At 72.1% G+C, this 13,014-nt stretch carries 10 protein-coding genes; 2 read left to right on the forward strand and 8 right to left on the reverse strand.

Features of this window, described 5'->3' with window-relative positions:
- Positions 1–73 precede the first annotated feature (73 nt).
- Both VGN74_RS03350 and VGN74_RS03355 read left to right on the forward strand, forming a co-directional pair.
- Positions 74–1,615 (forward strand): carotenoid oxygenase family protein, encoded by a 1,542-nt coding sequence (locus VGN74_RS03350; protein WP_327445938.1) that lies wholly within the window; start codon positions 74–76, stop codon positions 1,613–1,615.
- The gene (locus VGN74_RS03355) at positions 1,612–2,829 is read left to right on the forward strand and encodes an acetyl-CoA acetyltransferase (protein WP_327445939.1); all 1,218 of its coding nucleotides are present in this window, start codon (positions 1,612–1,614) and stop codon (positions 2,827–2,829) included. The genes VGN74_RS03350 and VGN74_RS03355 overlap by 4 nt, the downstream gene beginning before the upstream one ends.
- Before the next feature lie 6 nt (positions 2,830–2,835).
- Here VGN74_RS03355 and VGN74_RS03360 read toward each other — a convergent pair whose 3' ends face one another.
- Genes VGN74_RS03360 through VGN74_RS03395 form a run of 8 tightly spaced genes read right to left on the reverse strand, consistent with a single transcriptional unit; the run spans position 2,836 to position 12,993 of the window.
- Positions 2,836–3,303: a PaaI family thioesterase gene (locus VGN74_RS03360; RefSeq protein ID WP_327445940.1), complete on the reverse strand. Its 468-nt coding sequence runs from the start codon at positions 3,301–3,303 to the stop codon at positions 2,836–2,838.
- Positions 3,300–4,247 (reverse strand): nitronate monooxygenase, encoded by a 948-nt coding sequence (locus VGN74_RS03365; RefSeq protein ID WP_327445941.1) that lies wholly within the window; start codon positions 4,245–4,247, stop codon positions 3,300–3,302. The genes VGN74_RS03360 and VGN74_RS03365 overlap by 4 nt, the downstream gene beginning before the upstream one ends.
- Positions 4,244–5,959: a class I adenylate-forming enzyme family protein gene (locus VGN74_RS03370; RefSeq protein ID WP_327445942.1), complete on the reverse strand. Its 1,716-nt coding sequence runs from the start codon at positions 5,957–5,959 to the stop codon at positions 4,244–4,246. Before VGN74_RS03370 ends, VGN74_RS03365 begins: the two co-directional genes overlap by 4 nt.
- Complete coding sequence (locus VGN74_RS03375) at positions 5,956–7,446, reverse strand: class I adenylate-forming enzyme family protein (RefSeq protein WP_327445943.1); 1,491 nt, start codon at positions 7,444–7,446, stop codon at positions 5,956–5,958. Before VGN74_RS03375 ends, VGN74_RS03370 begins: the two co-directional genes overlap by 4 nt.
- Complete coding sequence (locus tag VGN74_RS03380) at positions 7,443–8,669, reverse strand: thiolase family protein (protein WP_327445944.1); 1,227 nt, start codon at positions 8,667–8,669, stop codon at positions 7,443–7,445. Before VGN74_RS03380 ends, VGN74_RS03375 begins: the two co-directional genes overlap by 4 nt.
- Entirely contained in the window at positions 8,666–10,369 is a 1,704-nt protein-coding gene (locus tag VGN74_RS03385; RefSeq protein WP_327445945.1) for an aldehyde dehydrogenase family protein, read from the reverse strand. The genes VGN74_RS03380 and VGN74_RS03385 overlap by 4 nt, the downstream gene beginning before the upstream one ends.
- 1 nt (position 10,370) lies before the next feature.
- Positions 10,371–11,516 carry an acyl-CoA thiolase gene (locus tag VGN74_RS03390; RefSeq protein WP_327445946.1) on the reverse strand — a complete coding sequence of 382 codons (1,146 nt, stop codon included), beginning with the start codon at positions 11,514–11,516 and terminating at the stop codon, positions 10,371–10,373.
- 4 nt (positions 11,517–11,520) lie between these two features.
- Complete coding sequence (locus tag VGN74_RS03395; RefSeq protein WP_327445947.1) at positions 11,521–12,993, reverse strand: carotenoid oxygenase family protein; 1,473 nt, start codon at positions 12,991–12,993, stop codon at positions 11,521–11,523.
- Positions 12,994–13,014 lie beyond the last annotated feature (21 nt).

Genomic DNA, 13,014 nt, shown 5'->3' on the forward strand with positions numbered 1-13,014 from the left:
TGAAAACCGCCTTTCGTCCCGTCGGCGAGAGATGGTATGCTAACGAAACTTACTCGAGGTGATGGAGACCAAGATGGGACTGGAGCCGACCGGAGCCGCGCGGGACGCGCTGGAGGCCGCCGAGGCCGGGACCGCCGGGCGCGCCCCGCTGCGCATCACCCTCGGGGAGTCGGGCCATCCCTACATGTCCGGCGCCTGGACCCCGCAGCGCGAGGAGCATGACGCTGACAACATGCCGGTGATCGGGACCATTCCGACGGACATCGACGGGGTCTATGTCCGCAACACCGAGAACCCGGTGCACGAGCCGATCGGCCGCTACCACCCGTTCGACGGCGACGGCATGCTGCACGCCATCAGCTTCCGGGACGGCAAGGCCAGCTATCGCAACCGCTTTGTCCGCACCCGGGGCTTCGAGGCGGAGCAGAAGGCCGGACGGGCCCTGTGGGCGGGTCTGGCGGAACATCCGTCGCGCTCGGAGCTGCCGGGCTGGGGCGCCCACGGCGGCCTGAAGGACTCCTCGTCCACCGACGTGGTGATCCACGCCGGCGCCATCCTGTCGACCTTCTACCAGTGCGGCGAGGGCTACCGGCTGGACCCCTACACTCTGGAGCAGCTGGGGACCGAGACCTGGTGCCCGCCCCAAGGCATTTCGGCCCACCCCAAGGTCGACGAGCGCACCGGCGAGCTGCTGTTCTTCAACTATTCGAAGACGGCGCCCTACATGCACTACGGGGTGGTCGGGGCCGACAACCAGCTGAAGCACCTGACGCCGATCACCCTGCCGGGGGCGCGGCTACCCCACGACATGGCGTTCACCGCCAACTATTCGATCCTCAACGACTTCCCGATGTTCTGGGACGAGGCGCTGCTGCCCAAGGGCATCCACGCCTCGCGCTTCCACCCGGAGATGAAGAGCCGCTTCGGCATCCTGCCCCGCTTCGGGACCGACGCCGACGTCATGTGGTTCGAGGCCGAGCCGACCTACGTCCTGCACTTCCTCAACGCCTGGGAAGAGGGCGACGAGATCATCATGGACGGCTACTTCCAGGAGGATCCGACGCCCGAGGTCGGGCCCGACGCCTGGCCCGGCTACGAGCGGATCATGACCTATCTCGACCAGCATCTGCTGCGGCCGAAGCTGCACCGCTGGCGCTTCAACCTGAAGACCGGCGAGACGATCGAGCAGCGCCTCGACGACCGCATCCTCGAGTTCGGCATCATCAACAACCAGTACGGCGGGGTGAAGTACCGCTACGCCTACAGCGCCGTGTCGAAGCCGGGCTGGTTCCTGTTCACCGGCCTGGTCAAGCACGACATGCAGACCGGCGAGAGCGAGACCATCGACTTCGGTCCTGAACGGTACGGCTCCGAGCCGGGCTTCGCGCCTCGGGTCGGGGCGACGGCCGAGGACGACGGCTATCTGATCACCTATGTCACCGACATGATCGAGAACCGGTCCGAGTGCGTCATCTATGACGCGCAGCGGCTGGCCGACGGGCCGGTGGCGCGCATCCTGCTGCCCGGGCGCATCTCCAGCGGCACCCACGCCACCTGGGCCCAGGGCGCCTCCATCCGGGCCGCCCGGACCGCAACGACGGAGGCGGCGGCGTGACCTACATCCTCGGCGGCTGGCAGTCGGACTTCGCCCGCAACTGGGCCCGCGAGGGCATGGAGATCGCCGACGGCTTCGCCGAGGCCCTGCGCGAGGGCCTGGCCGACGCGCAGATGGAGCCGGAGGAGATCGACGTCGGCCATGTCGGCAACTTCGTCGGCGACCTGTTCACCGGGCAGGGGCTGCTGGGCGGCTTCTTCGCCCTGGCCGAGCCGAGGCTGGACGGCCTGCCGACCTCGCGCCACGAGGCCGCCTGCGCCTCGGGCAGCGTGGCCCTGCTGGCGGCGGCCGCCGACATCGAGGCCGGTCGCTACGGCACAGCGGCGGTGCTGGGTCTGGAGCTGATGCGCAATGTGCCGGGCCAGACCGCCGCCGAGCATCTCGGCGCCGCCGCCTGGACCGGCCATGAGTTCGGCGACGCCACCTATCTGTGGCCGCGCGCCTTCTCCGACCTGACCGACGAGTACGACCGGCGCTACGGGCTGGACGAGCGCCACCTGCGGCGCATCTCCGAGATCAACTTCCACAATGCGAAGGCCAATCCGAAGGCCCAGACGCGCGGCTGGAGCTTCAGCAACCTGAGCTTCTCCGACGACGACGAAGCCAATCCGGTGATCGAGGGGCGTACGCGCAAGTCCGACTGCGGCCAGGTCACCGATGGCGCCGCCATGGTGGTGCTGGCCTCGCCCGAGCGCGCGGCGGAATGGGCGCGTCGCCGCGGCGTGCCGCTGGAGAGCCTGCCGCGCATCAAGGGCTGGGGCCACCGCTCCGCCCCGATCAGCTATCGCCGCAAGGTCGAGGCCAGCGAGAGCCAGCCCTACGTCTTCCCGCAGGTGCGCCGGGCCATCGAGGACGCCCACGCCCGCGCCGGCCTGACGCTGGAGCAGATCGACGCCGTCGAGACCCACGACTGCTTCGCCATGACCGAGTACATGGCCATCGACCACCTTGGCCTGACCGCCCCCGGCGAGAGCTGGAAGGCGGTCGAGGCCGGCGACATCGAGAAGGGCGGCCGGTTGCCGATCAATCCGTCCGGCGGCCTGATCGGCTGCGGCCATCCGGTCGGCGCCACCGGGGTGCGCATGGCGCTGGACGCCGCGCGTCAGGTGAGCGGGCAGGCCGGCGACATGCAGGTGGAGGGGGCGCGCAACGTCCAGACCCTCAACATCGGCGGTTCGACCACCACCACCGTCAGCCTCGTCATCGGGGTCTGAGCGCGCTCAGGCCGGCGGGCGGATCGAGACCCCGACGGTCCCGAGCGCGAGGGTGCGGTTGGCGGCGTCGGCGACCCGCACCTCCACCACCGCCTTGCGGGCGTCGCGGTGGACGATGCGGCCGTGGGCCGTCAGCCGGCCGCTGTCGACCGGCGCGGCGTTGAGGAAGCGCAGGGCGATGTCGGTGGTCAGCAGGCGCTCGCCGGGCTTCAGGATGGTCATCACCGCCCCGCCGCCGGCGATGTCGATGAGCGAGGCGGTCAGGCCGCCGTGCACCAGGCCGACGAAGTTGGCGTGGCCCGGATCCGGGTCGCAGACGACGGTGATCTCGCCCTCGCCGAAGCTCTCCGGCCAGGCGGCGATGCGCTGCGGATAACCGCCGCAGCTGTGCGCGCTGTCGCGCCAGCGCTGCACCAGTTCCGGCCCGCCCAGGGTCGGATCGAGCACGAAGGTGACCGGGGCGGCGAGGCTCACGCGGCCGCGCCCCGGACATGACCGGTGCGCGCGGTGAAGCGGGCGACCGCCTCGGCGTATTCGCGCGCCAGCCGGTCGACGATCTGTGCGGTCGGCTCGACGTCGCGCACCGCGCCGACGCCCTGTCCCGCGGCCCAGATGTCGCGCCAGCGTTTGGCGCTGCCGCCGCTGGTGTAGTTGCGGTCGGGGGCGGCTCCGAGGTTGTCCGGGTCCTGTCCGGCGGCGATCAGGCTGGCGCGCAGCCAGGACGCGGGCGTGCCCGTGACGGCGGCGGAGATGACCAGATCGTCGGGCCCGGCCTCGACCACCATGCGCTTGTACTCCGGCTGGGCCATGCTCTCGGCCGCGGCGAGGAAGCGGGTGCCCATGTAGACGAGGTCGGCGCCGGCGGCGATGGCTCCGGCCGCGCCCGCGCCGTCCGCGACCCCGCCGCCCACGGCGATGTAGCCGTCGAAGAACTCGCGCACCGCCGGGATGAAGGCGAAGGGCGACAGGTGGCCGGTGTGGCCCCCGGCCCCGGCGCTGACGCAGGCGAGGCCGTCGACCCCCGCCTCCGCCGCCTTCCGCGCCAGCTTCAGATTGACCACATCGGCGAAGACCAGCCCGCCATAGGCCTTGACCGTCTCCATCACCGGACGCGGCGAGCCGAGCGCCGTGATCACCACCGGCGGCTTGTACTCCGCCACCAGCCGAAGATCCTCGGCCAGCCGCGTGTTGGTGGAGTGAGTGATCATGTTGGCCACCCAGGGCCCGTCACCGGGGCGCAGGGCCCCGGTGATCTGGTCCATCCAGCTGTCCAGCTCCTCGATTGTCCGGCAGTTGGGCGTCGGGAAGGCCCCGGCGATCTCGGCCTTGCAGGCGGCGATCACCAGCTCGGGCCCGCTGATCAGGAACATGGGGGCGCACACCACCGGCAGGCGCAGGCTGTCGAGCGGAGAGGTCATGCAGGCTCCGGAGCCGTCAGGGTCTGGCGCAGGTCGCGCTTGAGGATCTTGCCGACCGGATTGCGCGGCAGGGCCGCGATCACGTGCAGCCGTTCGATCTGCTTGTACACCGCCACATGGCGTTCGCCGGTGAGGAAGGCGTTGATCTCCTCCATCGTCGCCGACTGGCCGGGGCGGAAGACGACGAAGGCCGCCAGCCGCTCGCCGAGCGTGGCGTCGGGGGCGCCGACCACCGCCGCCTCGGCGACGGCCGGATGGGCCATCAGATGGTTCTCGATCTCCTCGGAGGAGATATTCATGCCGCCGCGGATGACGATGTCCTTGAGCCGGCCGACGAAGCGCAGGTGCTGCAGCCGGTCGCCGGCGTACTGGAACAGGTCGCCGGTGCGGAACCAGCCGTCGGCGTCGAAGGCCCGGGCGTTGATCTCCGGCGCGCGCCAGTAGCCGGAGAACACCGTGCCGCCCTTGACCCGAAGTTCGCCGGTGCGGCCGGCCTCGTGGATTTCCTCTTCCGTGTCGGGATCCACCAGCCGGGTCTGCACCCGGTCGTGCAGCTTGCACTTCCAGCTGAAGCCTTCGGCGAAGCGCGGAAACAGCACCGCGCGGTCCGCCGCCAGCGGCAGGTCCTTCATGGCGCTGGGGAAGGAGGCGCCCTCGTTGGAGCCGAAGTAGTTGACGATCTGGACGCCGAACTTCTCGTGGAAGGTGCGCACCATCCACTCCGACAGGGGGGCCGAGCCCGAGCCGATCGACTTCAGGCGTTTGAAGTCGATGCCTTCCAGCAGGGCCTCGTTCTGGAGCAGCAGGTTGAGCACCGCGGGCGGCGCGACGGTGTAGTCGATCGTCTCGTCGCGCATCTGCTTCAGCAGCACCGGCAGGTCGAACGGCTGGTGCTGGATCAGCACCCCGCCCAGCAGCAGCCAGCCGACGAAGGCGGTCGAGATGCCGGCCATGTTGACCATCGGGAAGGGGTTCAGCAGCCGCGCGCCCTGGGGCAGGTCGGCGGCGTCGACCACCCCGTCGCCCATGATGATCCACTCATTGTGGCTCCGCGGCACGCCCTTGGGGCTGGCCTCGGTGCCCGAGGTCCAGCAGATGGTGAAGATGTCGTCGGCGGTGACGCGGGCGTCCGCCGCCGCCTTCTGGGCCGCCTTGTGCGCCTTGCCGTCGACCGCGTCGCACAGGGTCTCCAGGTCGAGGGCGCCGGCGGGGCAGGTCGCGCCCAGCACGAACACATGACGCAGGGTCGGGCAGCGGCCCTTGAGCCCGACCATCATCTCGCCGTGCGCCTGCTTGCCGATGCGGTCGACGGTGACCGCGGCGACGGCGTCGGTGGCCTCGATGATGTAGGCCAGCTCGTGCTCCCGGTACTGCACCGGGGCGGGGCTGACGATGACGCCGAGCCTCAGGCAGGCGAGGTAGAGGATCGACAGTTCGGCGATGTTGGGCAGCTGGCAGACCACGACCTGGTCCTTGCGCACCCCGTGCGCCACCAGCACCGCCGCCATGCGGTCGACCGCCTCGGCGGTCTGGCGCCAGGTCAGACGCTCGGGTTCGCCGCCGGTGATGTCGCCGGCGTTGAAGGGATCGACCAGCGCCTCGGCGTCCGGCTTCGCCGCGACGTGACGGCGGAACAGGTCGTCGAGGGTGACGTCGCCCCACCAGCCCCGGGCTTTCATCTCGGCGATACGCGCTGCGGGCACCACGATCATGACGGGACCTCCTCGAGGACGGGTTGGGGGTGACAGAGGGCGCGGACCTCGTCCCGCACCACCTTGCCGACCGGGTTGCGGGGCAGGGCGGGCATCAGGTGCAGGCGCTTCGGCGTCCGCACCGGGCCGATGGCCTCGCGCACGAAGGCGGTGAGGTCGGCGGCGAGGCCGGGCGGCGGGTCGCCGGCGACGGCCACAGCGGCCTCCAGCCGCTCGCCCCAGACCGGGTCCGGGACCGCGAAGGCGCAGGCCTCGGCCACCGCCGGATGGGCCACGAGGGCGGCCTCCACCTCGGCCGGATAGACATTGTAGCCGCCGGTGATGATCAGGTCCTTCGTCCGGCCGATCAGGCGCAGCACGCCGTCGTCGCCGAGGCGGCCGAGGTCGCCGGTGCGCAGCCAGCCGTCGTGGCGCGCCGCCGCCGTCTGCGCCGGGTCGTCGAGATAGACGGTCCGGGCCAGATCGCCGCCGACCACCACCTCGCCCTCGCCCTGCGTCAGCAGGCGGCCGTCGGCGGCCAGCAGCCGCACCGGCGTGCCGGGGAAGGGGCGGCCGACGCTGTCGGCCAGCGCCGGGTCGGTCATCTCCGCCGCCGCCAGGCCGGTGATGGCCATGGGCGCCTCGGTCTGGCCGTACAGGGTCGAGATGACCGGGCCGAAACGGGCGATGGCCTCCGCCACCCGGGCCGGCGCCATCGGCGCGGCCGACCAGGTCAGATGGCGCAGCTTCGGAAAGTCCGCCGGGCCGAAGTCGGCCTCGGCCATGAGCAGGGTGATCAGGGTCGGCGGCATGAACGCGACGCTGACCCGGCGCCTCAGTTCTTCCAGAATCCTGGGCCGGTCCGGTCGGGCGAGCAGCACATGGGCCCCGCCGGCCGCCAGCACCGGCAGCACATAGTGCGACGAGCCGTGGGTCAGGGGGGCGACCGCGAGGTTCACGTCGTCCGGCCCGAAGCCGTAGAAGGCCGTCAGGGCGTCCAGCGCCGCGCGACCGCTGGCCTGACTCTGCACCACCCCCTTGGGCAGGCCGGTCGAGCCGCCGGTGAACTTGAGCGCGAAGGGGGCGTCCGGGTCATCGACCAGCGGCGGCGGCGGCGCGTCCGGCAGGTCCTTGAGCCAGGTCGCCAGATCCAGCGCCTCGATCTCGCCGAGGTGAGGGGCGGACTCCGCGTCGACCAGCACCAGATCCGGCCGCGCCCGTCCCGCCAGCGCGGCGTTCAGCCGGGCGCCATTGCGCGGGTTCAGCGGCGTCCACACCGCTCCGGCGCGCAGGATGGCCAGATAGGCGACCACATGGTCGGCGGTGTTGGCGGCGCACAGGGCCACGCGTGCGCCGGGCCCGATCCCCCGCCGGGCCAGATCGCCGGCCGCCTGCTCGACCCGGGCGATCAGCTCGCCGTGGGTGATGACGGTCTCGCCGTCGAACAGCGCCGGCCGGTCGGCCTTGCGGTCGAGCTTGTCGTAGAGGACGCGGACCGGATGGCTCATGCGGCGCGCTCCAGCACGGTGACGACGGTCGCCGCCTCCTCGACTCCGAGGAAGCCGCCGCCGTTCTCGGCCGCGGCCAGCCGGGCTCCCTCGACCTGTCGCGCGCCGGCCTCGCCGCGCAGCTGGCAGGTCAACTCGAACAGCTGCGCCAGGCCCGTGGCCGCCACCGGATGGCCCTTGGCCACAAGACCCCCGGAGACGTTCACCGGGCTGCGGCCGCCGAGGGCGAAGTCGCCGCGCGCCGCCCGCTCGCCCACTGTGCCGGGTTCGGCCAGGCCAAGGTTCTCGATCTGCTGCAGTTCGGCGTGGCTGGTGGCGTCGTGCACCTCGACCACGTCGAGCTCGCCCGGGGCGACGCCGGCCTCCTCGAAGGCGGCGCGGGCGGCGCGCCGGCCGATGTGCCGGTCCAGGGCGTCGGCCGGACGGGCCCCGGCGCTGCGCAGCTGGCAGGCGCGGATGCGTACGGCGCGCGACGCTGCCCCCAGACGCGCCAGACCGCGCGCGGTGCAGACTACCGCCGCCGCCGCCCCGTCGCTCACCGGGGCGCACATGGCGCGGGTGAAGGGGAAGACGACCGGCCGGTCGGCCAGCACCTGTTCGGCTGTCATGGCCCCGCCGTACTGGGCGCGGGGATTGCCCGCGGCGACGGTGTGGTTCTTGGCCGCCAGCCGGGCGAGGTCGAGCGGCTGGGTGCCGAACCGGGCCGCATGGGCCCGGGCCTGGGCGGCGTAGAGGTCCATGAACAGGCTGCGACCCTCGCCGGGCGGCTCGCCGCCGAGGTCGGCGATGAAGCGCAGCACGCCCTCGCGGTCGTGGATGTCGGTGCCGCCGAGGAAAGCCGCGGCCACGCGCTCCGGCTGGTCCGGGAAGACCATCTTTTCGGCCCCGACCACCAGCACCACATCCGCCGCCCCCGCGCGCAGGGCCCAGATGGCCTGCAGCAGGGCGGTGGAGCCCGAGGCGCAGGCGTTCTCGACATTGACCACGGGCAGGCCGGTGAGCCCGAGCGGGCGCAGGGCGATCTGGCCCCGCACCGTATTCTGGCCCTCCAGCATGGGCTGGCGGGTGTTGGCGAACCAGACCGCCTCGATGTCGCCGCTGACCGCGCCGGCGTCCGCCAGCGCCTCGCTGACCGCCGCCGCCGCCAGCGCCTTGACCGACTGGTCCGGCCGCTTGCCGAAGGGGGTCATGCCGACCCCGGCGATGTAGACGGCGGCGCTCACGACAGCGGTCGTCGGCGCTGCACGATGCGGAAGCGCGAGGCGACGAAGGCCAGGTCGGCCAGACAGGCGTTGCCGGCCGGGTTCAGCCCGCTGACGTGATAGTCGCTGTAGGCCGCCGCGAAGTTGATCCACATGGCGCCGGTCAGGTTGATCGACAGGTTGGCGCCGGCGGTCTCGTAGGCCTCGACCGAGCGGTCGATGAAGGCCTCGTCGGTCGAATAGAGGTAGGACGAGATCGACCCTCGCGTCTTCGCCAGCCGGGTCGCCTCGGCCACGGCGGCGTCGGCCTCGCGCTGCACGAGGAACAGCACCGGCCCGAACCGCTCCTCGGCATAGAGGGCCTCGTGATCGCCGGCCTCGACCCCGATCACCAGCGGGGTCAGGGTACGCGCCTCCGGGAAGGTCGGGTGGGCGTAGGGCGCGGCCTCGCGCAGCACCGTCACCCCGGCGCGGCCCTCGATCTCGCGCCGGGTCTGCGCCACCACGTCGAGGCTGACCTGGCCCTGGATGCAGCCCATCACCCCGGCGGCCTGGGCGGGGTCGGCGGCGAGGGCGTCGATCTCCGCCACCAGCGCGGCCGCCATCGTCTCGTACAGCGCCGGGGCGATGTAGATGACCTGCGGGCTGGTGCACATCTGCGCCGAGAACAGGCAGGACGAGCGGGCGATAGCACGGGCCACGGGCGCCACCTCGGCCACGCTCTCGATGACCACGGTGTTGACCCCGGCGGTCTCGGTGAACAGCAGCTTGCCGGTCACGGTCCGCTCAAGATGGCCGCCGTAGCGGGGGCTGCCGGTGAAGTCGATGATCTGCACGTCCGGGTGCTCGACCAGCCGTCCGGCCACGGGGGCGGCGAGGGTGTCGACGGCCAGGGTGACGAGGTTGGGGTCGAAGCCGGCCTCGGCCAGCACGGCGCGGCAGGTCTCGACCGCAATGGCCATGGGCAGCACCGCGATCGGGTGCGGCTTGACCACCGCCGGATTGCCGGTGGCGAGGCTGGCGAACATGGCCGGATAGGCGTTCCAGGTCGGGAAGCTGGCGCAGCAGATGACCAGGCCGACGCCGCGCGGGACGATCCGGTAGGTCTTGGCCAGGGCCACCTGGTCCGGGCCGAAGGGGCGGTGGTACTCGGCGAAGGGTGTCACTTCGGCCATGGCCCGCGCGGCGTAGGCGAGGGCCTCGACGCCGCGGTCCAGCGCATTGGGACCGGACCCGGCGAAGGCCTGGACATAGCTCTGGCCGGTGGTGTGCATGATGGCCTGGGCCATCTCGAAGTTGCGGTCGTAGAGCCGCGCTGACATCTCGAGACACAGGGCGATGCGCAGCTCGGGGCTGGCGCGGCGCCAGGCCGGCCAGGCCGCAACGGCCGCTGCGACGAGCGCGTCCGGATCGGCGACCGGATAGCGGATCCCGAGCGGCTTGCCGGTGTAGGGCGAGGTCTCCTCGCCGACCCGCGCGCCGGTGTCGCCGGGCTGGTCCAGCGGGAAGTCCTGTCCCAGCCGCGCCTCGAAGGCGGCCCGGCCGGCGGGGGCCTTGGCTTCCCCGTGGATCTTCGACGACGGAGAGTCGCTGTACGGCGACCAGGCCTTGCGGCTGCGGATCGCCTCCAGCGCCCCGGCCAGCGTCGGGGCATGGCGGGCGATCAGCGCCGCGTGGCGCGGGTCGGTCTCCGACGCCGGCGGGAAGGGCGCGCCGTCCATCTCAGCCCAGCCGTTCGACGATCATGGCCGAGCCGACGCCCTGGGCCCCGGCCGCCACCACCAGGCCGTAGCGGCCCTCGCAGGCGTCCAGCGCATCGAGAAGGGAGGACAGCAGGATGGCACCGGTGGCCCCCATCGGGTGCCCCTTGGCCATGTGCCCGCCGCCGACATTGACCCGCTCCGGATCGACGTCCCGGTCGCGCAGGAACTTCACGAGGGTGACGGCGAAGGCCTCCATGAACTCGATCCGGTCCATGTCGCCGAGGGTCAGGCCAGCCTCGGCCAGGGCGCGGTCCATGGCGGTGAAGCCGGCGGTGAGGGACTCGGCCGGGTCGCCTCCGGCCTCGGCCCAGGCCACGATGCGGGCGCGGGCGCCCTCGGGCGAGGCGCTGACGAGGGCGAGGGCCGCGCCGTCGCACATGGGCGGGGCGTGGGCGACGGTGTGCCGGTGGTCGATACGCCGCCCCTCCAGCGCCTCGGCGTACTGTTCCGACAGGACGGCGAAGGCCGGCTCCATGGCCGCGAGGCTCTCGGCCGAGGTCGAGGCCCGCGCCGGCTCCTCGCGGTCCAGCCCGTTGACCGGGATGCGCGAGGCGACCAGCGGCGTGCCCTCGGCGGCGGCGGTGCGCTGCTGCGAGGTCAGGGCGGCGGCGTCCATCTCGGCGCGCGTCACGCCGAGGTCCTCGGCCAGCCGGTCGGCGGCCAGCACCACGGGGATGTAGCGGGTGCGCGGCGGGAAGCTGGCGTCGGCGTAGTAGTCGGCCTTGTCACCCATGAAGGGGACGCGCGACATCATCTCGACGCCGCCGGCGAGAATGTCGGGCCCGCCCGGCTGCACCATGCGGCTGGCCTGGCCCACGGCGGTCAGGCCGGAGACGCAGTAGTTGTTGAGGCTGAAGGCGAAGCCGTCCTCGGGCAGGCCGGCGTGCAGCTTGGACACCAGCGCCACATTGGCCCCTTGCGCCCCGACCTGGCCGACGGCGCCGAGGATCAGCCCGCCGGCGCGATGGGCCGCGCCGTCGTTGCGCGCATCGATGGCCTCGACCAGCGCCCCGACCAGCTCGTGCGGCTTGAGGGCGGCGAGGCCGCCGTCGGGGCGGGCCTTGCCGCGCGGCGTGCGCACGGCGTCGCGGATGTAGGCGGTCATGGCGTCAGCGCCCTCCGGCCATCAGGTCGCCGGGAGCCCAGGTCCCGTGGAAGCCGGCGGGGACGCGGGCGGGCAGGGGGATGCGGGCCACCGGCCCGGCCTCGAAGTCCTGGGCGGCGAGGATCTGCACCTCGGACCGGCCCTCCGGGTCGGTGGTGAAGGCGATGACATAGCCGTCGTCCTCCGAGGTCGCCCCGACGCGGGGGGCGAAGGCCGGCTCCGACCCGCCGACGCCCGGTGCGAACTTCCAGGTCTGCGCCGCCCCCGTGCCGAGGTCGTACTTGTACAGGCCCTCGAAGCGCTGCAGCTCCTCCGGGGCCATGGCGACGTGATAGCTCCAGCGCGTCTTCACCCCGGTCATGTCGAGATTGACCACCGGGAACTCGCCGATGCGGTCGTCCAGCTGCCGCTTCGTCACCGCGCCGGTGCGCAGGTTCATGCGCCACTCGACCGGCACCGCATGGAGCGCCAGCACATTCACCATCGCCGCGTAGGGGCCGTAGGCCGGGTTCGGCGGATAGCCGTTGGGCGTCATCATGCAGGCGGTCATGACCACCTCGTCGCCGTCCTCCCAGGCGTTGACGACATGGTAGATGTAGCAGCTGTCGGTCTCGAACCAGCGCACCTGATCGCCCCGGCCGTTGCGCGGCACCACACCGAAGCGGGCCGGCTGGTCGGCGATCCGGATCTGCCACTGGCTGTTGCGCAGCCCGGCGTCGGTGAACACCACCGGCAGGTCGTGCAGGATGATGTAGTTCTCGGTCAGCCCCATGTCGTGCGGCAGGCGCGGCCCGGGCAGATCGACCTTCTGGAAGTTGGTCAGCCGGTTGTCGGCGCTGACGACGCCGAAGGTCATCCACGGCTCGTAGAGTGAATAGTCGAAGAAGCAGAACTCGCCGGTGCGCGGGTCGACCTTGCCGTGGGCCGAGACGTGGCGGGGCAGCGCGCCGCCGAAGCTCTCCTCGCCGAGCGTCTCCAGCGTGCGGGCGTCGACCCGCACCGGCTTCCCGGCGATGTACCAGAGCGCCATCAGCGAGCCGTTGTGGAACACCAGATCGGTGTTGGCCGTGTCCTTGTAGACCAGCTCGCCGCGGCGGTTGTCGGGCCGTGCGCGGGCCGAGGGCAGCATGACGCCGCCGGCGCCGATGTCCCGCCCGGCGCGCTCGGCGACGTAGTCGGCGGTGCGGATCCAGCGGTTGCGGTACTCGGCGCGCCCGTTCTCGAAGTAGACGGCGTGCACCATGCCGTCGCCGTCGAACCAGTGGTGCATGCCCGCGGGGGCCTCGGCCGGGTTCGGGCCGTTACGGACAAAGGCCCCGTGCAGGTCGCGCGGAATCTCGCCGATGACCGGCAGCTCCAGCGCGGTCGTCTCGCGCGCCACCGGCTCGTACAGGCCCTGCAGATAGGGGTTGAGCGCGTTCAGCTCGGTCAGCTCGCCGGTCTCGATCCGGCGGCGGACGCCGATGTCATCAGCCATGTCCAGCCTCGATGGTTGTCT

The sequence above is a fragment of the Brevundimonas sp. genome (assembly GCF_035998205.1).
Taxonomy (GTDB): domain Bacteria; phylum Pseudomonadota; class Alphaproteobacteria; order Caulobacterales; family Caulobacteraceae; genus Brevundimonas.